The following is a 21,493-nucleotide window of genomic DNA, read 5'->3' as shown; positions in this document are numbered from 1 at the left end:
CACCCGGGTGGGTGAGGTGGTGACCGTGCGCAGCCCACGCACCACGGTCCGCGAGACCGCGGCGGCGGAAGCGGCCTGACGCAGCGTCAGGCCGCCTGCGCTGCCGAACGGCTCAGTCGAGCCCGATGACCTTGCGGCCGGAGTAGAGGATCAGCTGGTCCTGCAGCGTGGCCTCCGGGGGCGCCGGGATCTCGGGGCCGAAGGCGCCCGGGGCGCGGATCGAGTCGCCGAAACTCCTCAGCAGCTCGAACGCGGCCTCGACCCCGGCCTCGTCGAGCTTGTCGTCGAGGCCCGCCGCCTGGCACAGGTCCCAGGTGTGGATCAGGGTGTCGGTGCAGAGCATCCCGCCAACGAGGGTGGCGAACTCCGACTCCGCCCCGTAGAAGCGCACCGGGAACAGGGCCTTCTCGTCCTCCGCGAGCGCCGCGGCGACGTCCGCGGTCGCGGCACGCCAGGCGGCAATCACGTCCTCGGTGTCGGTGACCTCCTCCAGCGGGGTGTCGTTCAGCGCGGCCAGCACCCGCCGGTGGTTGTCGACGACGTGGGCGAGCAGGTCGCGGCTGTTCCAGTCGCGGCACGGCGTCATCGAGTTCCAGTCCAGGGTCCGCACGCGCCCCACCCGCAGGTCGAGGTCGGCGGCGATGCGGCCGTACCGGCCGCGGATCTCGTCGAGATCGGGGAAGGTCGGGTTCGGGGACGTCATGACGCTCATTAATAACCCACGGCCGGGTCAGGTGGCGGAGCAGTCGGCACAGCGGCCGAAGATCTCGACGGTGTGGCTGACGTCCGTGAACCCGTGCTCGGCCGCGACCTTGTCGGCCCACCGCTCGACGGCGGGTCCCTCGACCTCGACGGCGCGGCCGCAGACCCGGCAGACCAGGTGGTGGTGGTGCCCGTCGCTGCAGCGACGGTAGATCGACTCACCGTCGTCGGTGCGGAGCACGTCCACCTCGCCGGACTCGGCGAGCGACTGGAGCGTCCGGTACACCGTCGTCAGGCCGACGTTCTCCCCACGCTGCTTGAGCAGGTCGTGCAGTTCCTGCGCGCTGCGGAAGTCGGAGACGGCGTCGAGCGCGGCGGCGACCGCGGCCCGCTGGCGCGTCGCGCGCTGCGGCCGGACTCCGGCGTCACTCATCGTTCGTCCACTTCCGGCATCCGAGGCATCAGAGGTTGAGCACTCCCACGACGATCACCGCGGCCAGGGCCGCGACGCGAAGCGCGCGACCGGCGTTGGGGAGCGTCGGCCAGAACGCGGCGAGCAGCCACCCCAACAGTCCGACGACCACAACCAGCAGGAGCAGGCCGAGAATTCCGCCGGCGATCAGTCCGCCGACCAGCGCGACCGCGACGAACGCGGGCAGCACGAGCTTCGGCATCCGGCTCAGCCAGAGCAGGCCCGGCGCGGTCGTCGTCGCGACGCGGTTGGCGATCTTGTCCGGCGGGACGTTCGCGCGCACCCGCGGATGCGCGTTGCGGGGACGTGGTTTCGCGGCCATTGCCACATCCTGCCAAGGTGGAGCAATGCTGCTCGTCGCCCGGGTGCCCGGGGTGTCCGATCCCGTCGAGTTCCAGGCCGAGGCCGAGGGCGCACTCGCCGCGCTGGCGACCCGCCCCGGGTGGGTGTCGGGCCGGGTCGGGCGGGCCCTGGACGACCCGTCGACGTGGGTCGTCGTGTGCGAGTGGACCGACGTCGGCAGCGGCCGGCGTGGGCTCACGACCGGCGCGGTGCGGACGCAGATCATGCCGCTGATGGCGCGATTCCCCGCCGAGCCGGGCACGTTCGAGATCGTCTCCTCCGCGTGAACCGGACGCGACAGAGGACTTCGCTCGCGGACCGGCGGCGAGTAGGCTGACCCGCTCCGGCCTCATCCCCTGTGGCCCGCTGAACGTCCCGTACGGAGTGCTCGCGTTGCCTGCTGACCGGATCGACGCGATCGTCGGCCTCAGCCGTCGCCGGGGCTTCGTGTTCCCGTCGAGCGAGATCTACGGCGGCATGCGTTCGTGCTGGGACTACGGGCCGCTCGGGGTCGAACTCAAGGAGAACATCAAGCGGCAGTGGTGGAAGGCGTGCGTCCAGAGCCGCGACGACGTCGTCGGGCTGGACTCCTCGATCATCCTCGCCACCGACGTCTGGAAGGCCTCGGGCCACCTCGAGTCGTTCGTCGACCCCCTCACCGAGTGCCAGGCCTGCCACAAGCGCTGGCGCGTCGACCAGATCACCGAGAACCCCGCCGAACTCGCGAACCTGTCGTGCCCCGGTTGCGGCAGCCCCGGGTCGCTCACCGAGCCCCGGCCGTTCAACGGTCTGCTGCGCACGCACCTCGGCCCGGTCGAGGACGCCGACGCCGTGCACTACCTGCGCCCGGAGACGGCGCAAGGGATCTTCGTCAACTTCGCCAACGTGCTCACGACGTCCCGGCGCCGTCCGCCGTTCGGCATCGGTCAGGTCGGCAAGAGCTTCCGCAACGAGATCACGCCGGGCAACTTCATCTTCCGCACGCGTGAGTTCGAGCAGATGGAGCTCGAGTTCTTCGTCGAGCCCGGCACCGACGAGCGCTGGCACGAGTACTGGCTCGCCGAGCGCTGGGCCTGGTACCTCGACCTCGGCATCCCCGAGGCCGACCTGCGCCGCTACGAGCACCCCGCGGACAAGCTCGCGCACTACTCGCGACGCACCGTCGACATCGAGTACCGCTTCGGCTTCAGCGCCGGCGCGGGCACCGAGTGGGCGGAGCTCGAAGGCGTCGCCAATCGCAGCGACTTCGACCTCACCACTCACAGCAAGAACTCCGGCAACGACCTGAGCTACTTCGACCAGACCACGGGCGAGCGCTGGACGCCCTACGTCATCGAGCCCGCGGCCGGGCTGACCCGCTGCGTGCTGGCGTTCCTGCTCGCGGCGTACTCCGAGGACACCGCCCCCAACGCGAAGGGCAACCCGGAGAAGCGGACGGTGCTGCGGCTCGACCCGCGCCTCGCCCCGGTGAAGGCGGCGGTGCTGCCGCTCTCGCGCAACCCCGAGCTCTCGCCGCGCGCCCGCGAGGTCGCGGCCGGCCTGCGCCGGCACTGGAACGTCGAGTTCGACGACGCCGGCGCGATCGGCCGGCGGTACCGACGGCAGGACGAGATCGGCACCCCGTACTGCGTGACGCTGGACTTCGAGTCGCTCGACGACGGCGCCGCCACCGTGCGCGACCGCGACTCGATGCGCCAGGAGCGGGTCTCGCTCGACCGGCTGACGGGGTACCTCGCCGAGCGGTTGGTGGGGTGCTGACCCCGCTCCGCCTGGGCACGCACGAGATCTGGCCGCCGGTCGTGCTGGCCCCGATGGCGGGAATCACCAACCGGGCCTTCCGTCGCCTGTGCCGCGAGCACGGCGCCGGGCTGTACGTGAACGAGATGGTCACCGCGCGCGGACTCGTCGAGGGCGACCGGACGACGCGGGCGATGGTGTCCTTCGACGCCGACGAGTTCCCCCGCAGCCTCCAGCTCTACGGCACCGACGCGGACTCCATCGCCGGTGCGGTGCGGCTCGTGGTGGCCGAGAACCTCGCCGACCACGTCGATCTGAACTTCGGCTGCCCGGTGCCCAAGGTGACGCGCAAGGGCGGCGGCTCGGCGCTGCCGTGGAAGCGGGCGCTGTTCGCGCGGATCGTCGCCGGCGCGGTGGACGCGGCCGACGGTGCGGTGCCGGTGACGGTGAAGATGCGCGTCGGCATCGACGACGAGCACCCGACGTTCCTCGACGCCGGCCGGATCGCCGCGGAGGCCGGCGTCGCCTGGGTCGCCCTCCACGCCCGGACCGCGGCGCAGCACTACTCGGGCCAGGCGGACTGGTCGAAGATCGCGGAGCTGAAGGAGTCGCTGGCCGGCACCGGCGTCCCGGTGCTCGGCAACGGCGACATCTGGGAGGCCGGTGACGCCCTGCGCATGGTCGCCGAGACCGGGTGCGACGGCGTGGTCGTCGGGCGTGGCTGCCTCGGCCGGCCCTGGCTGTTCGGCAATCTCGCCGCTGCGTTCGACGGCCGCCCCGACCCCGGCCACCCCGGGCTCGGCCAGGTCGCGGCCACGCTGCGTCGGCACGCCGACCTGATGACCGAGGACCTCGGCGAGTTCAAGGCGTGCCAGGAGATCCGCAAGCACATCGCCTGGTACCTCAAGGGGTTCGCGGTGGGCTCCGGGCTGCGGCAGGCGCTCGGCCTGGTCGGCTCGCTGGCGGAGCTGGACCGCCTGCTGGCCGAGCTCGACACCGACCAGGAGTTCCCGGCCGCGAGCCTCGGCGTCCCCCGCGGACGGGCGGGCTCACCGCGCCGTGTCGCCCTGCCCGACGGGTGGCTCGACGACGCCGGTGACGCGGTCGTCGACGACGCCGACGCGGGTCTCGCGGCCCTCTCGGGGGGATGACGGAACGTCATGATCGCGCCGGAGGCGATCTCTCGATCCGGCGGCTTGATCGAAATCAGTGACCCAAACGTGACCTCGTCGGTGAGAGGAACAACGCAGGGGGTCGGGTAGGACTTTGTGGGTAGACGAGACAGAATCAGGTCTTACCGCACAGCCGCACAGCCGCGCAGGGTCGCGTGGCCTGGCCCATCCCGGTGGAAGCCGAGAGAGCGAGATTCCATGGCGCCCGAGCACGGTGCATCGTCCGACGCCCCCGTTGTCGTCATCGGCGCCGGCCCGGCCGGCCTGACCGCCGCCTACGAGCTGGTCAAGCGCGGACGCGCCGTGACGGTCCTCGAGGCGACGGACCAGATCGGCGGCATCTCCCGCACCGAGGTCCGCGACGACTGGCGGTTCGACATCGGCGGTCACCGCTTCTTCACCAAGGTGCCCGAGGTCGAGGCGCTCTGGCACGAGATCCTCCCCGACGAGGACTTCCTGCAGCGGCCGCGCATGAGCCGGATCTCCTACCGCGGCAAGCTCTACGACTACCCGCTCAAGGCCGGGAACGCGCTGAAGAACCTCGGCATCATCGAGGCCGTCCGCTGCGTGCTGTCCTACGTCTGGGTGCGCATCCGCCCGCCGAAGGACCAGACCAACTTCGAGGGCTGGGTCGCCGCGCGCTTCGGCTGGCGCCTCTACAACATCTTCTTCAAGACCTACACCGAGAAGCTCTGGGGCATCCCCGGCGACCAGATCCAGGCCGACTGGGCGGCCCAGCGCATCAAGAACCTCTCGCTGTTCTCGGCGATCAAGAACGCGATCTTCCAGCCCAAGGGCCAGACCGAGATCACGACGCTGATCGACACGTTCCAGTACCCGAAGTACGGCCCCGGGATGATGTGGGAGCGCTGCCGCGACCTCGTCGTCGAGGGCGGTGGGCAGGTGATCATGGAGGCCCCGGTCGTCGCGCTGCACCGCGAGGGCAAGCGTGTGACCGCCGTCACCGTGTTGCAGGACGGCGAGGAGAAGCTGATCCCGTGCAGCGACGTCATCTCCTCGATGCCGCTGCAGCACCTCGTCCAGGGCATGAACCCCAAGGCCCCGCAGGAGGTTCGCGAGGCGGCCGAGGGCCTGGGCTACCGCGACTTCGTCACCGTCGCGATCGTCGTGCCGGTCGAGGACGGCTTCCCCGACAACTGGATCTACATCCACACCCCGGGCGTGAAGGTCGGCCGCATCCAGAACTACGGCTCCTGGTCGCCGTACCTGGTCAAGGACGGCCTGACCTGCCTCGGGCTCGAGTACTTCGTCAACGAGGGCGACGGCACCTGGACCTCGTCCGACGAGGACCTCATCGCCCTGGCCAAGAAGGAGCTCGCGCAGCTCGGCCTGGTCAAGACCGAGCGGATGCAGGCCGGCTTCGTCGTCCGCGTCCCCAAGGCGTACCCGATCTACGACGAGGGCTACGACGTCAAGGTCGACACCATCCGGCACTGGCTGGCGGACGAGGTCGTCAACGTCCAGGCCACCGGCCGCAACGGCATGCACCGCTACAACAACCAGGACCACTCGATGGTCACGGCGATGTACGCGGTCGACAACATCTGTGGCACCCCGCGCGACCTCTGGACGGTCAACGTCGAGGAGGAGTACCACGAGGAGAAGCGCAACGACTCCCCGGGCACCTCCGCGAACACCGCCCCCGCTGCCGGCACCGGCCGGGCCGCTCCGGTCCTGCCGCGCCGGGACTCCTCCGCCTGACCGACCTCCCAGGACCGCCCGTGGTCTCCTCCCTCCCCGCCTCCGCCCGCACCGCCGCTCCCGCGGCGGCGCGTGGGCGGCTGGAGCGGTTGGAGCCGTTCGCGCTGCCGGCGCTCGCGCTGGCCGTCGCGCTCGGGGTGGGGCTACGGCTGTGGTCCACGGGGCCGCTGTGGCTGGACGAGGCCCAGACGGTCGAGTTCGCCCGGGTTCCGCTCGCCGACCTGCACCAGGCGCTGAAGACCGACGGCGCCCCGCCGCTGTACTACGTCCTGCTCCACGGCTGGCTCGACCTGCTCGCGACGCTCGGGGTGGGGGACAGCCCGTGGGCGGCGCGCTCGCTGTCGATGGGGTTCTCCCTCGCGGCGCTTCCCCTGGCCTACCTGGCGGGGCGGCGGCTCGGCGGGTCGCGCCGGCACGGGGAGATCGCGCTCCTGCTCTTCGCGGTCAACCCCTGGTCGGTCCGGTACGCCGGCGAGGCACGGATGTACTCGCTGGTCGTCCTGCTCGTTCTGTGCGCGCTGCTCGCGTTGGAGCGGCTGCGGCGGCGGCCCGGCCCCTGGCCCGCGGTCGCGCTCGGCGCGATCACCGCGGCCCTGCTCTACACGCACTACTGGGCGATGTTCCTGCTCGTCACCGTCGGTGCGCTGCTGCTGTACCGCGCGGTGCGCAGCCGGGAGGACCGCCGCGGCGCCCGCCTGGCGTTGACCGGGATGGCCGCCGGCGGAGTGACGTTCCTGCCGTGGTTCCCGACCGTGCTCTACCAGTCCGAGCGCACCGGCGCTCCCTGGGCGTCCCGGCCGGACCTGGGCTCGATCGCGATCCTGCCCGCCGAGTGGTGGGGCGGGTTCGGCCCGGTCGGCAGCACGCTCGCCCTGCTCGTGGTGCCGCTCTCGCTGCTCGCGGTGTTCGCCCGCCGCCGTCCCGGGACCTCCGTGATCACCTTCGTCCGCCCCCTGGGGGTGACGGCCCGGCTCGCCGCCGTCGCCGGCGGGACGCTGCTGGTCGCGCTCGGCATCTGCCTGGCGACCGGGGGAGCGGTGGTGGGCCGGTACACGGCCGTCGTCGTCCCGCTGGTCCTGCTGCTGCTCGCCTTCGGCATCCTGACGCTGCCGCCGGCCGCCGGCGTCGGCGTCCTCGCCACGTTCGTCAGCCTCGGCCTGCTCGGCAGCCTGACGATGGCGACCACCCCGCACACCCAGGCCGGCCGGATCGCCGCCGCCCTGAACGAGAACAGCAAGCCCGGCGACCTCGTCGTCTACTGCCCGGACCAGCTGGCCCCGGCCGTCGAGTCCGAGCTGACCGCGGCCGGACTGGAGAAGCTGACGCTGCCGGCGCAGGCCAACCCGGCCGTCGTCGACTGGACCGACTACGAGGAGCAGATCGCCGGCCTGAGCCCGCGGGTCCTCGCCGACGGGATCGCGGACTACGTCGAGGCCGGGTCGAACGTGACGGTCTGGTACGTCGCCGGGGTGGGCTACCGGACCCACAGCCGGGTCTGCATCAGCCTGCGTGACCGCCTGGTCGCCGAACTGGGGATCCCGACGCTGGTGCACGACCGCACCGGTCGCGGCTACGAGAAGGCCAGCCTGGAGCGATTCCGGCGCTGAGGCCCGGACGCGACCTCGGTAGGCTGCCCAGTTGACGCCGGGACTATCGAGGGAGCTTGCGCGTGCCGAAGTTCGTCTACGACTTCACCGAGGGCAACCGCGACCAGAAGGACCTCCTGGGTGGCAAGGGGGCCAACCTCGCGGAGATGACCAACCTCGGTCTCCCCGTACCGCCCGGCTTCACCATCACGACCGAGGCCTGCCAGGCCTACCTGGCCAGCGGCTCCGCCCCGGCCGAGCTCTCGGAGCAGGTGACCGAGAAGCTGGCGTGGCTCGAGGGCCAGTTCGGCAAGAAGCTGGGCCAGGCCGACGACCCGCTGCTGGTCTCGGTGCGCTCGGGCGCCAAGTTCTCCATGCCCGGGATGATGGAGACCGTTCTCAACATCGGCCTGAACGACGAGTCCGTCGCGGGCCTGGCGAAGCAGTCGAGCAACGACCGCTTCGCGTGGGACTCCTACCGCCGCCTGCTGCAGATGTTCGGCAAGACCGTGCTGCACATCGACGGCGAGCACTTCGAGGACGCGATCGACGCGGCGAAGAAGGCCAAGAACACCACGGCCGACCTCGACCTCGACGCCGAGGATCTGCGCGGCCTGGTCGACACCTTCAAGGCGATCATCCTGCGCGAGACCGGCAAGGAGTTCCCGCAGGACCCGCGGGCCCAGCTCGACGCGGCCGTCGAGGCCGTCTTCAACTCCTGGAACGCGCCCCGCGCGATCCTCTACCGCCGCCAGGAGCGGATCCCGGCCGACCTCGGCACCGCCGTCAACGTGCAGTCGATGGTGTTCGGCAACCTCGGCATGGACTCCGGCACCGGCGTCTGCTTCACCCGCGACCCGGGCACCGGCGCACAGGGCCTCTACGGCGACTACCTGTCGAACGCGCAGGGCGAGGACGTCGTCGCCGGCATCCGCAACACCCTCCCGCTGCAGGACCTGGAGAAGCTCGACAAGCCGTCGTTCGACCGGCTGCTCGAGATCATGACCCAGCTCGAGAACCACTACCGCGACCTGTGCGACATCGAGTTCACGATCGAGCGCGGCAAGCTCTGGATGCTGCAGACCCGCGTCGGCAAGCGCACCGCGGGTGCCGCGTTCCGCATCGCGACCCAGCTCGTCGACCAGGGCCTGATCGATCTCGACGAGGCCCTGCAGCGCGTCACCGGCGACCAGCTGACGCAGCTGATGTTCCCGAAGTTCGACACCTCGGGCAAGCCGCAGCAGATCACCAAGGGCATGAACGCCTCGCCCGGTGCGGCGGTCGGCAAGGTCGTCTTCTCCTCCGACGACGCGGTGGCGTGGGCCGAGCGCGGCGAGGCCGTCATCCTCGTCCGGCGCGAGACCAACCCCGACGACCTGTCCGGCATGATCGCCGCGGCCGGCATTCTCACCTCCCGCGGCGGCAAGACCTCGCACGCCGCCGTCGTCGCGCGCGGCATGGGCAAGACCTGCGTGTGCGGCGCCGAGGAGCTCGACGTCGACACCCGGGCCAAGCGGATCTCGGCCCCCGGCGGCATCACCATCTCCGAGGGTGACGTCGTCTCGATCGACGGATCCTCCGGTGCGGTCTACCTCGGCGAGGTGCCGGTCCAGCCGTCGCCGGTCGTGCAGTACTTCGAGGGCCGGCTCGCTGCCGAGGACGGCGACGACCTGGTGAAGGCCGTGCACCGCCTGATTTCGCACGCCGACGCGACGCGCACGCTGAAGGTCCGCACCAACGCGGACACCCCCGAGGACTCGGCCCGCGCCCGCCGCATGGGCGCCGAGGGCATCGGCCTGTGCCGCACCGAGCACATGTTCCTCGGTGACCGCGCGCAGCACGTCGAGAAGTTGATCCTCGCCAACAGCGACGCGGAGCGGCAGGCGGCGCTCGACGCTCTCGAGCCGCTGCAGAAGCAGGACTTCCTCGAGATCTTCGAGGCGATGGACGGCCTGCCCGTGACGGTCCGTCTGATCGACCCGCCGCTGCACGAGTTCCTCCCGAACCTCACCGACCTCGCCGTCAAGGTCGCGGTCGCCGAGGCCAAGGGTGAGGACCCCGGCCACGACCGGGAGCTGCTGGCCGCGGTCAACCGCCTGCACGAGGCGAACCCGATGCTGGGTCTGCGCGGCGTGCGCCTCGGCGTGGTCATCCCGGGCCTGTTCGGCATGCAGGTCCGCGCGATCGCCGAGGCCGCGGCCGAGCGCAAGAAGGCCGGCGCCGACCCGCAGCCGGAGATCATGATCCCGCTCGTCGGGGCGGTGCAGGAGCTCGAGCTCATGCGCGAGGAGTCGGAGAGCATCCTCACCTCGGTCGCCGCCGAGACCGGCGTCGACCTCTCGTTCATCCCGATCGGCACGATGATCGAGCTGCCGCGCGCCGCGGTGACGGCAGGTCAGATCGCCGAGGCGGCGGACTTCTTCTCCTTCGGCACGAATGACCTCACCCAGACGACGTGGGGCTTCTCCCGCGACGACGTCGAGGCCGCGTTCTTCACCCAGTACCTGGAGAAGGGCATCTTCGGCGTCTCGCCGTTCGAGTCCCTCGACCGCGAGGGTGTCGGCCGCCTGGTCTCGATCGCCTCCACCGAGGGCCGGGGCACCAAGCCCGACCTCAAGCTCGGCGTCTGCGGCGAGCACGGCGGCGACCCGGAGTCGATCCACTTCTTCCACGGGGTCGGGCTGAACTACGTCTCCTGCTCCCCGTTCCGCGTCCCGGTCGCCCGCCTCGAGGCCGGCCGCGCCGCCGGCTCCGGTGGCTCCGACACCCGCTGAACCTGCGTTGCGTCCGACGATGTGGCTGCAATAGCAACCACATCGTCGGACGCACGGTGTCGTCGGGGCGGCCTAGGGTGGGCGTCTGATGGACAGTGAGGGGTACCCCGCGGGGTACGGCGCGGCGGACGCCGAGCGCTGGGTCGCCGAGCCGCCGAAGTTGACCGAGCGGACGGCGTTCGCGCGGGATCGCGCGCGGGTGCTCCACTCGGCCGCGCTGCGGCGTCTGGCGGCCAAGACCCAGGTGGTGGCCCCGGGAACCGACGACTTCGCCCGGAACCGGCTCACGCACTCGCTCGAGGTCGGGCAGATCGGCCGCGAGCTCGGGGCCTGGCTCGGTGCCGACGCGGACCTGGTCGAGACCGCCTGTTTGGCCCACGACCTCGGTCACCCGCCGTTCGGGCACAACGGGGAGGACGCGCTCGACACCGCGGCGTTCTCCTGCGGCGGGTTCGAGGGCAACGCGCAGACGCTGCGGGTGCTCACCCGGCTGGAAGGGAAGACGATCCGGGCGGACGGACGCAGCGTCGGGCTCAACCTGACGCGGGCCGCGCTCGACGCGACCGTGAAGTACCCGTGGCCCCGGCGGGAGGGCCTGCGCAAGTTCGGCCACTACCCGGACGACGCCGACGCCTACGCCTGGCTCCGGGCCGGGGCCCGGTCGGGGCGCCGGTGCCTGGAGGCGCAGGTCATGGACTTCGCCGACGACGTGGCGTACTCCGTGCACGACGTCGAGGACGGCATCCAGGCCGGGATGATCGACCTCGGGGCACTGGGCTCGGTGGGGGAGCGGGCCGACCTGGCGGCCCTGGCCGCGCGGAACTACCTCACCGACCTCGACTCCGCCGAGCTGGACGACGCGGCCGCGACGCTCACGACGCTGCCGTGGTGGCCGCAGAGTCCGGACCGGACCCGGCGCGGGCTCGCGGCCCTGAAGAACATGACCAGCCAGCTGATCAGCCGGTTCTGCCTCGCGGCGCAGGCCGCGACCCGGGATCACCACGGGCCCGGCCCGCTCACCCGCTACGCCGCCGACCTCTGCGTGCCGCGCGAGACCCAGGTCGAGATCGCGCTGCTCAAGACCGTCGCCGCCCGGTACGTGATGCACACCGAGGCCCGCGAGACGCTCCAGGCCCGCGAGCGGTCGGTCATCGCCGAGCTCGTCGACGCCCTGGAGGCCGGCGCACCGGACGCCCTCGACCCGGCGTTCGCCGTCGACTTCACCGCCGCGGAGGACGACGCCGCCCGCCGGCGGGTGGTGCTCGACCAGATCGCGTCCCTGTCCGACACGTCCGCCCTCGCCCTCCACGCGCGGCTCTGCCGCTGAGGCACCGAATTGAGTTAGTCTCAGCGCATTCACAGGCCCAACGCCGGGTAACGGGATTGCCACGGGGTGTTCATGTCCCGTAGACCCGTCGGGCCGGTATTCGTCAGGGAGGGACCTCATGCGGGGGCTTCGGTCGACGCTGCGCGCACGCGCGCACACAGGGAACAGGACCATTCACAGAACCGGGGTGGTGGTCGCGGGTGCGGCCGTCGCCCTCGCCGGCCTGCCGGGTCTCGCGGCTCCGGCCGCCGCGGCCGGCAACGGGATGATCGCCTACACCGCCGGCGACGTCGGCGACGGACCGGAGATCCCGTCGGCGTTCGCGGTCTCGCCCGCCGGGGGCACACCGAAGACCATCAGCGCGGGCTCCGTGAGCGACGCCGGCGCGACCGTCGCGGCCTTTCCGGTGTACTCGCCGGACGGGAAGAAGGTGGCGTTCTCCCGTGGGACCGTCGGCGAGGTGCCGGCGCTCCGTGTGTACGTCGCGAACGCGGACGGCTCGAACCCCGTTCCGGTGACACAGCCCGCGAGCGGAGACGCGCCGGCCCGGCTGGACGTCGTCGCCGGGTTCTCGCCCGACGGCACCAAGCTCGCATTCACCCGCCAGCTGACCGGCGGGGAGGGCGAGGGAGGCTACCCACCGATCCAGACGTGGATCGTCGACGTCGCGACCAAGGCCGAGAAGCGGCTGGCCGAGGGTGTCGACCGGGCCGTCTTCGGGCTCATCGAGGGACTGTCGGCGAACGGCAACGGGGTCTTCTCCGCGGACGGCAAGCAGGTCGTGCTCACCAGCATGGCCGAGGAGTCGGTCTACCGGGCGAACGTGAGCACCGGGGCGGCGCAGCGCGTGACCGACCCGGCCGCGGGCGCCGCGGTGGGGCCCCAGTTCTCCCCGGACGGCAAGCGGATCGCCTTCGGCGCCCAGTACGAGGTGTCCGAAGGCTGGGAGTGCGGCGTGTTCACGGTCGGGGCCACCGCGACGAATGCGGCCCGGGCGGCGTGGACCCCGGTCACGACCTTCGCGTGCGACGACTCGCAGGACACACCCCTACCCACGTACTCCCCGAACGGGAAGTGGATCGCCTTCGGCACCGCGAAGGAGGATCCGGATCCGGAGGAGAGGCAACTGCGTCTGGTGCCCGCGTCGGGTGGCACGGTCACTCCGTTGACCGCGGTCGCGGAGGGCGCCGCGATGTTCCCGGTGTGGTCCCCCGACAGCACCAAGGTCGCCTTCGCTCACATGGTCGAGGACCCGGAGACGGACTCGACGTCCACCTCCCTCCGCGTGGTCAGCGTCTCCGACCCGACTCACGCCGCAGGGCCGCCCTTGGCGAGCGGCTCCATGCTCGTTCCCTCCTCTTGGCAGCGGCTGCCGGACGCGACGAAGCCGCCGGTGTCGGGTCTGCACGTGTGCAACGAGAAGGCTCCGGTGCCGGCGGGTTACAAGCTGATCTCCGGGACCAAGGGCAAGGACCGCCTGGTCGGGACCAAGGCCAAGGAGCTGATCCGTGGGCTCGGTGGCGATGACGTGATCATCGGCAAGGGCGGCGGCGACATCCTGTGCGGCAACGGTGGAGACGATGTGATCCGCGCGGGCTCCGGGGACGACCGCCTCTACGGCGGCAACGGCAACGACGATCTGCGGGGCTCGACCGGGACGGACTACGTTTCGGGCGGCCAGGGCGACGATGTTCTCCGCGGCGGTGCCGGTGCCGATGTTCTGACGGGTAATCAGGGCAACGATCGGCTGCTCGGGCAGAAGGGCGCCGACGAGATCCACGGCGGCAAGGGCACGGACACCGGGGTCGGTGGGCCGGGCAAGGACACGTTCTTCGGCGTGGAGAACAAGACGCAGTAGTCGGTCTCACCGAGATCGACTGGGGAGTCGCGGACGGCGGCGAGCCGGCCCGGGGTTAGCCTCGGGCGGTGCTCGCCGCCGTCGTCTGTCCGCACCCCCCGCTCCTGATCCCGGAGGTCGCCGCCGGCGCGGCTCCCGAGCTCGACGACCTGCGCGCGGCGTGCGACGCCGCGCTGAAGGTCGGCCTCGCCGCCGCACCGGAGCGGGTCGTGCTCGTCGGCCCGGCGCCGACCACCGCTGCCTGGGAGCCGGACGCCGCCGGGGCCCTCGCCGGCTTCGGGCTGCCGGGCCCGCCGGCCGAGCTCCCGCTCTCCCTCACTGTCGGCCGCTGGCTGCTGGACCGGGCCGGATGGGACGGGCCGCGCGTCCTGCACTCGATCGCCGCCGACGCCGACCCCGCCGCGTGCGCGGCGCTGGGGGAGTCGCTCGCGGCCGGACCGCCCGCCCTGCTGCTCGTGCTCGGCGACGCGAGCGCCCGCCGCTCCGCGGCCGCGCCGGGCCACCTGGACGGCCGGGCCGCGGGATTCGACGCGGCGGTCGCGGCCGCCCTCGAAACGGCCGACGTCGACGCCCTGCTCGGGCTGGACGTCGACCTGGCCGGCCAACTGATGGCGGCGGGCCGCCCGGCCTGGCAGGTCCTCGCCGGGGCGGCCCGGGGGAGCTCCTGGGAGGCGACGCTGCACGCCGACGTCGCCCCCTACGGCGTGGGCTACCTCGTCGCGTCCTGGCTGCGTTCCTGAGAGTTCAGCGCATCAGCGCGGCGAACGCCTCCAGCTCCCGCGGGGCGTCGCGATGCGCGATGTGGAAGCTGACCTCGGTGACCCCGGCCGACTCGAGGTCGTCGAGCCGCTTGCGCAACTCGTCCGCCGTGCCGGTGAACGTGGCCGCCGCGATGAACTCGGCCGGGATCAGCTCGCGGTCGATCGCATTCAGCGTGTGGGCGTGGCCCTCGTGGATCGTCAGATGCCGGGCCGGCGCCGGGACCGCCTCGACGCGCTCGCGCCAGGCTCGGCCGTTGGGCAGGCCCTCCAGCGCCTCGAGCCAGCCGAAGTCGTACATGCCGTGGTACGCGAGGGCGGCGGCCGGTCCGGCGACGTCGACGACGCGCGGCGAGGTCGGCAGCTCGCCCTCGGCCAGCACCGTCCCGAGCGCGACCCGCAGCGACCAGTCGAAGCCCGCGGGCGGGTCCATCAGCGAGGAACTGACGCCGTCGCCGACGCGGCGTGCGGCCTCCAGGCCCCGGGGCCCCTCCGCCGCCACCACGATCGGCACCTCCAGCGGCCGTGGGGCCGTGACACCGTCCTCGTGGAGCATGCGCAGCCGCCGACCCTCGTGCTCGACCTCCTCGCCCCGGAGCAGGGCCCGCAACGTCTGTACGTAGCTCTCCACCTCGGACCAGCGCACCGGTGTCCGGCCCAGCAAACGTGCCGCGGAGAACCCCGAGCCGATACCGACGGCGACCCGGCCGGGAGCGAGGCGGGCGAGGGTCGCGATCGCCGCCGCGGACGTCAGCACGTGCCGCGTGTGCGGGACGAGTACGCCGGGGGCGAGGCCGATCCGGCTCGTCCGCTGCGCGGCCAGCGCGAGCGTCATCCAGACGTCGCTGAACACCGCAGGCGAGTCGTAGCACCAGGCCCGGTGGAACCCGAGTTGCTCGGCGAGCGCGATGTGGTCGGGTGTGTCCGCCGCGGGCGCGAAGCTGCAGGAGATGAGCATTATTGCAACTCCCTGTCTCGAATATCTGCAGCCTAGCCCGCAGGCGGACGCGAAAAAAGGGGCCGGCGGGGCGTCGGAGTTCTCTCGCGAGCGACGACGATGAGGGTGTGAGCGTGCAATCGGCGAGAGCGGGCGCGGAGGGGGACCTCCTCGCGCTCTACGACGTCGCGCTCCCGCAGGTGTACGGCTACCTGCTGCGGCGATGCGGCACGCAGGCCGTCGCGGAGGACCTGACCGCGGAGACGTTCCTCGCGGCCGTCGACGCCACGCGGCGGCCCGACCCGCCGGCGATCGACGTCGCCTGGCTGATCGGGACCGCCCGGCACAAGCTCGTCGACCACTGGCGCCGTCTGGCGCGCGAGGACCGGAATCTACGGGCCGTGGAGGCACCGGCGGAGGCGGAGGACCCGTGGGACGCCACCCTCGACGCGCTCACCGCGCAGGCCGCGCTGGAACGGCTCGGTCCGCATCACCGTGCCGCCCTGACGTTGCGTTACCTGGATGACCTGACTGTGCCTCAGGTTGCCGCCGCCCTGGGGCGGACGCGGCACGCCACCGAGGCCCTGATCGTGCGGGCCCGGGCGGCGTTCCGCTCCGTCTACGAACAGACCGTGACCGGGAAGGAGGTCGACCGTGGCTGACCCGTTGGACGTCCTGCGAGGCCCGGACGGCCCCGGAGACCCGGACCCCCAGTTCGCCGCCCGGCTGCGAGCGCGCCTGGAGCGCGCCCTCGCGGCCCCGGAAGGAGTCGATGTGAGCAGCACCGCGCTCGAGATCGAGCCGACGACCGCCACTGCCCAGCCCAGCCTGCCCCCGCTGACCAACGCCCTGACGCCGTACCTCACCGTCGCCGACGGCCGGGGCGCGATCGCCTGGTACGCCGAGGTGTTCGGCGCCCTGGTGGCCGAGCCGCCCTACGAGATGCCGGACGGCCGGATCGGGCACGCCGAACTCCGCCTCGGCGGGGCGCGGCTCTACCTCGCCGACGAGTTCCCCGATCTCAACCTGGGTGCGCCCGGCGGCGTCACGTCGGTGACGCTGCACCTGGCGGTCGCCGACGTCGACGCGGTCGTCACCGCGGCGCGCGCGGCCGGGGCGGCCGTCGAGCGGGAGCCGGCCGACTACCCCTACGGTCGCAACGGCGTCGTCCGCGACCCGTTCGGGCACCGCTGGCTGCTGGACCAGGCCAGGGCGCCCAGCGGGTTCGCCGAGGGTGAGGGCGACGTCGGTTACCTGTCGCTGTGGGTCCGCGACCTCGACCGCGCCGAGGCGTTCTACGCCCACGTCCTCGGCTGGACGTTCGCCGAGCGGAGCCCGTTCGCCCGGACGGTGTCGGGCTCGATGTCGCGGGCCGTCGTGGCCCTCGACGCCCCGAACGCGGAGTTCTGGCCCGACCCGCGGCCGGGCGCGTTCATCTCCCGAGCCGTCGCCGACATCGACGCCGCCGTCGCGCGCGTGCGCGCCGCCGGCGGGCGGGCGAGCGACCCCCGGGACACGCCCTACGGCCGCAGCGCGGACTGCGTGGACGACCAGGGCCTGCCGTTCTCCCTGCACGAACGCGGGCCGGGGGAGCCGCGGCCGGCAGTCAACGGCGAGCGGCACGGCGACGTCGCGTACGTGACGGTCCTGACCCCGGACTCGGCCCGCTTCCGGGCGTTCTCGGAGTCGGTGTTCGGGTGGACGTTCAGCTCCGGTCGGGTCGCGGACGGCTGGAACGTCGACGGCCCCGCCCCGATGACGGGCGTCGCCGGCGGCCAGGCGCACCCGGAACTGGTGCCGATGTACCGCGTCGACGACCTCGCGGCCGCGGTGGAGCGCGTCCGCGAGGCCGGGGGCACCGCCACCGACCCGGAGCCGCAGCCCTACGGCCAGTGGTCGCAGTGCACCGACGACCAGGGGCTGCCCTTCCACCTCGGGCAGCTCTGACCTTCGGACCGGCGCGTCAGGCGGGGTTGCCGTCGTTGTCGACGAGGCCCTGGAGCTTCTCGACCCCGGTGTCGATCTTGTCGGAGTACTTGCCGCCGGTCTTGTCGTCGACGAGGTCGCCGAGCTTCTCGGCGGCGGCGTCGATCTTGTCGTCGTGCTCGGTGGCGAGGTCCTTCGCCTTGTCCACGAAGTCGCCGAACTTCCCCATGACAGCCTCCCGGGCGCCGCTGGAACGCAACGCCCGGAAGGCTATCGGGATATCTCGGCCGGGATCTCCCGGCCGGGATGTCTCGGCCGGGACCCGGCTCAGCCCATCGGCGGGCCGGGCGGCTGATTCGGCATCGGCGGGGTCTCGGCTGCGTTCTCGTCCCCGGCGTTGCCCTCAGCACGGTCCAGACCCTGCTTGGCCTTCTCCAGGCCCTGGTCGATCTTGTCCGCGTGCTTGCCGCCGGTGCGCTGGTTCACCATCTCACCGGCCTTGTCGAGGCCACCCTCGATGCGGTCGCGGTTCTCGCTGACCATGTCCTTGGCCTTGTTCTTGAGCTCGTCGAGCTTGCCCATGTGCTGCCTCCCGGGCTCGTGTGCGGTCACTAGGTCCTTCCCGAGGGTGGGCGCGGAAACCTTCCTGCCCGGCGCGCCTGGGAAACTGGCGGCATGTCCGAACCGCTGGTCGTCGCCGTCGTCGGCCCGACCGCGACCGGAAAGTCCGCCCTCGGCATCGAGCTGGCGAAGCGCCTGGGTGGCGAGGTGGTGAACACCGACTCGATGCAGCTCTACCGCGGCATGGACATCGGGACGGCGAAGTTGTCCCCCGCCGAACGCGCGGGTGTTCCGCATCACCTCCTGGACCTGTGGGAGGTGACCGAGCCCGCCGCGGTGGCGGTCTACCAGCGGCTCGCGCGCCAGGTGGTGGCCGATCTCCTCGCGGCCGGGAAGTCGGCGGTGCTCGTCGGCGGGTCCGGCCTCTACGTCCGGGCCGTGCTCGACGACCTGGACTTCCCGGGCACCGAGCCCGAGGTGCGCAGCCGGCTGGAGGCGGAGTTGGAGGAGGTCGGCGCTCCGGCCCTGCACGCCCGGCTGGCGACGCTCGACCCGGTCGCGGCCGAGCGGATCCTGCCCGGCAACGGGCGCCGGATCGTGCGGGCGCTGGAGGTGATCGAGCTGACCGGCCAGCCGTTCACCGCGAAGCTGCCCGACCCGCGGTACGTGCGCCCCGCGGTGCAGATCGGCCTGGGCGCGGACCGCGAGACGCTCGACCGGCGCCTCGACGAGCGCGTGGACGCCATGTGGGCGGCCGGCCTGGTCGACGAGGTCCGGAGTCTGCTGCCGCGTGGCCTGCGCGAGGGCCGGACGGCCTCCAAGGCGCTCGGTTACGCGCAGGTGCTGCAGTTCCTCGACGGCGTCTGCGACGAGGACGCCGCGCGGGCGGAGACGCAGCGCGCCACGCGCAAGTTCGCCCGCCGTCAGATGGCGTGGTTCGGCCGCGACGCCCGGGTGCGCTGGCTCCCGGCGGACCACCCGCAGCTGGTCGACGCCGCGCTCGCGGCCCTCGAGCGGCCGTTGCCGGCGGGCACGGACCGGGCCGGATCCGTACTCTGAGAACCATGGAGCGGATCGCGTTCGTCAAGGGTCACGGCACGGAGAACGACTTCGTGCTGATCCCGGACCTCGACGGCGCCCTCGACCTCGGCGCGGCCACCGTCGCCGCGCTCTGCCACCGGCGTGCGGGTATCGGCGGCGACGGCATCCTGCGGGTGGTCCGGACCGAGGCTGAGCCCGACGCCGCGCCGTACCGCGGCGCCGCCGAGTGGTTCATGGACTACCGCAACGCCGACGGCTCTCTCGCCCAGATGTGCGGCAACGGCATCCGGGTCTTCGCCCGGTACCTGGTCGACGCGGGGCACCAGGCGCCCGGGCAGTTCCTCGTCGCCACCCGGGGCGGCGTCCGCACCGTGACGTGCGGGCCCACCGGCGACGTGACCGTCGACATGGGCCCGTACGCCCTGCCGGACCTGGGTGCGGTGAACGTGACCGTCGGTTCGCGCACCTGGCCCGCGCTCGCGGTCATGATGCCGAACCCGCACGCGGTCGTCTTCGTCGAGGATCTGACCGAGGCCGGCGACCTCCTGACGCCACCTCAGGTCACGCCGGGCGCATTCCCGGAGGGGGTCAACGTCGAGTTCGTCCTCGTCCGCGGCCCGCGCCACGTGGCGATGCGCGTGCACGAGCGCGGAGTGGGGGAGACCCAGGCCTGCGGGACGGGTGCCTGCGCCGTGATGGTCGCGTCGGCCCGCCGCGCCGGGGCCGGCGCCCCGACCACGTACCGGGTCGAACAACCCGGTGGGTCGCTGCTGATCACGCTCACCGCCGACGGCAACGTGGAGATGACCGGGCCGGCCGTGCTGGTCGCGGAGGGAACCTGGCTGCTCGGGGCGGAATTTGGCTCGAGTGACGGGGTAGATCCGTGTCACGCTGAGGTCGTTTCCACTGGCGCGACGACAGGGACGGTATGACGAGCACCTCACGGCAGCCGCAGTTCGACGACTTCGAGAACTTCGACGAGTTCTCCGCCGCTCTCGACGAGGGCGCTCTCGACGACGCGGACCGTGACGGTGACCAGCTCGACCTCGCCGATCGTCACGCTCTGCGCCGGATTCCCGGGCTCTCGACCGAGCTCGAGGACATCACCGAGGTCGAGTACCGGCAGCTGCGACTCGAACGGGTCGTGCTGATCGGTGTCTGGACCTCCGGCACCGCGGCGGAGGCGGAGACGTCGCTGCTCGAACTCCGCCGCCTGGCCGAGACCGCGGGCGCCGTCGTCCTCGACGGCTTCACCCAGCGGCGCGACCGGCCGGACCCCGCGACCTACGTCGGTTCCGGCAAGGCGCGCGAGCTCCGCGACGTCATCGTCACCGAGGGCGCGGACACGCTCATCTGCGACGGTGAACTGACGCCCAGTCAGCTGACGCAGCTGGAGAACGTCGTCAAGGTCAAGGTCATCGACCGGACCGCGCTGATCCTCGACATCTTCGCTCAGCACGCGAAGTCGCGAGAGGGCAAGGCGCAGGTCGAGCTCGCGCAGATGCAGTACATGCTGCCGCGTCTGCGTGGTTGGGGTCAGTCGATGTCCCGCCAGGCCGGTGGTCGGGCCGGTGCCGGCGGTGTCGGCATCGGTGGCCGTGGCCCCGGTGAGACCAAGATCGAGACCGACCGCCGTCGCATCCGCGCGAAGATGGCCAAGCTCCGCCGCGAGATCGCCGAGATGGGCACCTCCCGGCAGACCCAGCGCTCGGAGCGCCGGCGCAACGCCGTGGCCTCGGTCGCGATCGTCGGGTACACGAACGCGGGCAAGTCCTCGCTGCTGAACCGGATCACCGGCGCGGGAGTCCTGGTCGAGAACGCGCTGTTCGCGACGCTGGACCCGACCGTGCGCCGGGCCGCGACGCCCGACGGCCGCGAGTTCACGCTCACCGACACGGTCGGGTTCGTCCGGCACCTGCCGCACCAGCTCGTCGAGGCGTTTCGCTCCACGCTGGAGGAGATCTCCGGCGCGGACCTGATCCTGCACGTCGTCGACGGCTCGGACCCCGAGCCCGAGGCGCAGCTGTCCGCGGTCCGCGCGGTGCTTGCCGAGATCGACGCGCGGAACATTCCCGAGATCGTCGTGGTGAACAAGGCCGACGCGGCCGACGAGTACGTCCTCGAGCGTCTGGTGCGCCGGGAACCGACCGCGGTCGTGGTCTCCGCCCGCACCGGCCGGGGGATCGACAACCTGCTCGCCGCCATCGCCGCCGACCTGCCCCGCCCCGAGGTCGAGGTCGAGGTCCTCGTGCCCTACGACCGCGGCAGTCTCGTCTCCCGGGTCCACCAGCACGGCGACGTGCTGGTCGAGGAGCACACCGAGACCGGCACCCGCATCCGCGCCCGGGTCGGCGAGGCTCTCGCGGCCGAGCTGGCCCCGTTCGCCGCGGCCGGCTGAGCGCTCGGCCGGCGGCGGTCCCGCGGGAAATCCGCCCCGGACATGACAGCGGGACGGGGTTCTTCCCCGTCCCTCTTCAACGTATAGAGCACTGGGGGGCTTGCGGCAAGAGGTGGGGTGTGCCGGATCATCGCCCGCCGTAGGGCTGCACTTTCGCCGAGGGCCCTGCAGCGAGGGGGA

The 21,493-nt window shown here is 72.2% G+C and carries 20 protein-coding genes; 14 read left to right on the top strand and 6 right to left on the bottom strand.

Annotated features, from left to right (window positions below; genetic code table 11):
* Positions 1–112: 112 nt before the first annotated feature.
* From SPOPO_RS31530 to SPOPO_RS0124830, 3 genes are read right to left on the bottom strand one after another with little or no spacing between them, the layout of a single operon-like run.
* Entirely contained in the window at positions 113–703 is a 591-nt protein-coding gene (locus SPOPO_RS31530; RefSeq protein WP_019877893.1) for a TIGR03086 family metal-binding protein, read from the bottom strand.
* A 27-nt stretch (positions 704–730) separates the two neighbouring features.
* Positions 731–1,135: a Fur family transcriptional regulator gene (locus tag SPOPO_RS0124835; protein WP_019877892.1), complete on the bottom strand. Its 405-nt coding sequence runs from the start codon at positions 1,133–1,135 to the stop codon at positions 731–733.
* Positions 1,136–1,163: 28 nt separating this feature from the next.
* Positions 1,164–1,496: a DUF6703 family protein gene (locus tag SPOPO_RS0124830; RefSeq protein WP_019877891.1), complete on the bottom strand. Its 333-nt coding sequence runs from the start codon at positions 1,494–1,496 to the stop codon at positions 1,164–1,166.
* A 25-nt stretch (positions 1,497–1,521) separates the two neighbouring features.
* Between SPOPO_RS0124830 and SPOPO_RS0124825 the strand changes: the two genes are divergently transcribed.
* The 9 genes from SPOPO_RS0124825 to SPOPO_RS0124785 all read left to right on the top strand — a co-directional run bounded on the left by SPOPO_RS0124825 (position 1,522) and on the right by SPOPO_RS0124785 (position 14,432).
* Positions 1,522–1,803: a hypothetical protein gene (locus SPOPO_RS0124825; protein ID WP_019877890.1), complete on the top strand. Its 282-nt coding sequence runs from the start codon at positions 1,522–1,524 to the stop codon at positions 1,801–1,803.
* Between the two features lie 106 nt (positions 1,804–1,909).
* Positions 1,910–3,274, top strand: a complete 1,365-nt coding sequence (locus tag SPOPO_RS0124820) for a glycine--tRNA ligase (protein ID WP_028985104.1) — start codon at positions 1,910–1,912, stop codon at positions 3,272–3,274.
* Positions 3,268–4,404, top strand: coding sequence for a tRNA dihydrouridine synthase DusB (dusB, locus tag SPOPO_RS0124815; RefSeq protein WP_019877888.1), 1,137 nt, complete (start codon positions 3,268–3,270; stop codon positions 4,402–4,404). Before SPOPO_RS0124820 ends, dusB begins: the two co-directional genes overlap by 7 nt.
* Before the next feature lie 219 nt (positions 4,405–4,623).
* Complete coding sequence (locus SPOPO_RS0124810) at positions 4,624–6,147, top strand: NAD(P)/FAD-dependent oxidoreductase (RefSeq protein ID WP_019877887.1); 1,524 nt, start codon at positions 4,624–4,626, stop codon at positions 6,145–6,147.
* Between the two features lie 20 nt (positions 6,148–6,167).
* Positions 6,168–7,754: a glycosyltransferase family 39 protein gene (locus tag SPOPO_RS34920; RefSeq protein WP_019877886.1), complete on the top strand. Its 1,587-nt coding sequence runs from the start codon at positions 6,168–6,170 to the stop codon at positions 7,752–7,754.
* Between the two features lie 62 nt (positions 7,755–7,816).
* Positions 7,817–10,507: a pyruvate, phosphate dikinase gene (ppdK, locus tag SPOPO_RS0124800; RefSeq protein WP_019877885.1), complete on the top strand. Its 2,691-nt coding sequence runs from the start codon at positions 7,817–7,819 to the stop codon at positions 10,505–10,507.
* Between the two features lie 88 nt (positions 10,508–10,595).
* Positions 10,596–11,834: a deoxyguanosinetriphosphate triphosphohydrolase gene (locus tag SPOPO_RS0124795; protein WP_019877883.1), complete on the top strand. Its 1,239-nt coding sequence runs from the start codon at positions 10,596–10,598 to the stop codon at positions 11,832–11,834.
* 187 nt (positions 11,835–12,021) lie between these two features.
* A complete protein-coding gene (locus SPOPO_RS33290; RefSeq protein WP_019877881.1) occupies positions 12,022–13,692 on the top strand; it encodes a PD40 domain-containing protein in 1,671 nt (556 codons plus the stop codon).
* A 68-nt stretch (positions 13,693–13,760) separates the two neighbouring features.
* A complete protein-coding gene (locus tag SPOPO_RS0124785) occupies positions 13,761–14,432 on the top strand; it encodes a class III extradiol ring-cleavage dioxygenase family protein (RefSeq protein WP_019877880.1) in 672 nt (223 codons plus the stop codon).
* Between the two features lie 4 nt (positions 14,433–14,436).
* Here the strand turns inward: SPOPO_RS0124785 and SPOPO_RS0124780 are convergent, their stop codons facing one another.
* Positions 14,437–15,408: an LLM class flavin-dependent oxidoreductase gene (locus tag SPOPO_RS0124780; protein ID WP_019877879.1), complete on the bottom strand. Its 972-nt coding sequence runs from the start codon at positions 15,406–15,408 to the stop codon at positions 14,437–14,439.
* Positions 15,409–15,515: 107 nt separating this feature from the next.
* On the opposite strand from SPOPO_RS0124780, the gene SPOPO_RS0124775 reads away from it, so the two are divergent.
* Together SPOPO_RS0124775 and SPOPO_RS0124770 are read left to right on the top strand one after the other, a co-directional pair.
* Positions 15,516–16,049, top strand: coding sequence for an RNA polymerase sigma factor (locus SPOPO_RS0124775; protein WP_019877878.1), 534 nt, complete (start codon positions 15,516–15,518; stop codon positions 16,047–16,049).
* Positions 16,042–17,334, top strand: coding sequence for a VOC family protein (locus SPOPO_RS0124770; RefSeq protein WP_019877877.1), 1,293 nt, complete (start codon positions 16,042–16,044; stop codon positions 17,332–17,334). The genes SPOPO_RS0124775 and SPOPO_RS0124770 overlap by 8 nt, the downstream gene beginning before the upstream one ends.
* A gap of 16 nt (positions 17,335–17,350) precedes the next feature.
* Here SPOPO_RS0124770 and SPOPO_RS0124765 read toward each other — a convergent pair whose 3' ends face one another.
* Together SPOPO_RS0124765 and SPOPO_RS31515 are read right to left on the bottom strand one after the other, a co-directional pair.
* Positions 17,351–17,542 (bottom strand): antitoxin, encoded by a 192-nt coding sequence (locus SPOPO_RS0124765; RefSeq protein WP_019877875.1) that lies wholly within the window; start codon positions 17,540–17,542, stop codon positions 17,351–17,353.
* 98 nt (positions 17,543–17,640) lie between these two features.
* Positions 17,641–17,895: an antitoxin gene (locus tag SPOPO_RS31515; RefSeq protein ID WP_019877874.1), complete on the bottom strand. Its 255-nt coding sequence runs from the start codon at positions 17,893–17,895 to the stop codon at positions 17,641–17,643.
* Positions 17,896–17,988: 93 nt separating this feature from the next.
* On the opposite strand from SPOPO_RS31515, the gene miaA reads away from it, so the two are divergent.
* The 3 genes from miaA to hflX are packed head-to-tail and all read left to right on the top strand — an operon-like array spanning position 17,989 to position 21,313.
* Positions 17,989–18,933, top strand: coding sequence for a tRNA (adenosine(37)-N6)-dimethylallyltransferase MiaA (miaA, locus tag SPOPO_RS0124755; RefSeq protein ID WP_019877873.1), 945 nt, complete (start codon positions 17,989–17,991; stop codon positions 18,931–18,933).
* A gap of 5 nt (positions 18,934–18,938) precedes the next feature.
* The gene (dapF, locus tag SPOPO_RS0124750; RefSeq protein ID WP_019877872.1) at positions 18,939–19,847 is read left to right on the top strand and encodes a diaminopimelate epimerase; all 909 of its coding nucleotides are present in this window, start codon (positions 18,939–18,941) and stop codon (positions 19,845–19,847) included.
* On the top strand, positions 19,844–21,313 hold the full coding sequence (gene hflX / locus SPOPO_RS0124745) for a GTPase HflX (protein ID WP_019877871.1): 1,470 nt from the start codon (positions 19,844–19,846) through the stop codon (positions 21,311–21,313). The genes dapF and hflX overlap by 4 nt, the downstream gene beginning before the upstream one ends.
* Positions 21,314–21,493 lie beyond the last annotated feature (180 nt).

The sequence above is a fragment of the Sporichthya polymorpha DSM 43042 genome (genome assembly GCF_000384115.1).
Taxonomy (GTDB): Bacteria; Actinomycetota; Actinomycetes; order Sporichthyales; family Sporichthyaceae; genus Sporichthya; species Sporichthya polymorpha.
Note: the sequence above shows the minus strand (reverse complement) of the source record. Positions and strands in the feature narration are given on the sequence as shown.

What these genes read in the sequence shown, in the direction of transcription:
- SPOPO_RS31530 (WP_019877893.1), bottom strand. Translation starts at nt 703, where the DNA reads ATGACGTCCCCGAACCCGACCTTCCCCGATCTCGACGAGATCCGCGGC.
- SPOPO_RS0124835 (WP_019877892.1), bottom strand. Translation starts at nt 1,135, where the DNA reads ATGAGTGACGCCGGAGTCCGGCCGCAGCGCGCGACGCGCCAGCGGGCC.
- SPOPO_RS0124830 (WP_019877891.1), bottom strand. Translation starts at nt 1,496, where the DNA reads ATGGCCGCGAAACCACGTCCCCGCAACGCGCATCCGCGGGTGCGCGCG.
- SPOPO_RS0124825 (WP_019877890.1), top strand. Translation starts at nt 1,522, where the DNA reads ATGCTGCTCGTCGCCCGGGTGCCCGGGGTGTCCGATCCCGTCGAGTTC.
- SPOPO_RS0124810 (WP_019877887.1), top strand. Translation starts at nt 4,624, where the DNA reads ATGGCGCCCGAGCACGGTGCATCGTCCGACGCCCCCGTTGTCGTCATC.
- SPOPO_RS0124795 (WP_019877883.1), top strand. Translation starts at nt 10,596, where the DNA reads ATGGACAGTGAGGGGTACCCCGCGGGGTACGGCGCGGCGGACGCCGAG.
- SPOPO_RS0124780 (WP_019877879.1), bottom strand. Translation starts at nt 15,408, where the DNA reads ATGCTCATCTCCTGCAGCTTCGCGCCCGCGGCGGACACACCCGACCAC.
- SPOPO_RS0124765 (WP_019877875.1), bottom strand. Translation starts at nt 17,542, where the DNA reads ATGGGGAAGTTCGGCGACTTCGTGGACAAGGCGAAGGACCTCGCCACC.
- SPOPO_RS31515 (WP_019877874.1), bottom strand. Translation starts at nt 17,895, where the DNA reads ATGGGCAAGCTCGACGAGCTCAAGAACAAGGCCAAGGACATGGTCAGC.
- miaA (WP_019877873.1), top strand. Translation starts at nt 17,989, where the DNA reads ATGTCCGAACCGCTGGTCGTCGCCGTCGTCGGCCCGACCGCGACCGGA.
- dapF (WP_019877872.1), top strand. Translation starts at nt 18,939, where the DNA reads ATGGAGCGGATCGCGTTCGTCAAGGGTCACGGCACGGAGAACGACTTC.
- hflX (WP_019877871.1), top strand. Translation starts at nt 19,844, where the DNA reads ATGACGAGCACCTCACGGCAGCCGCAGTTCGACGACTTCGAGAACTTC.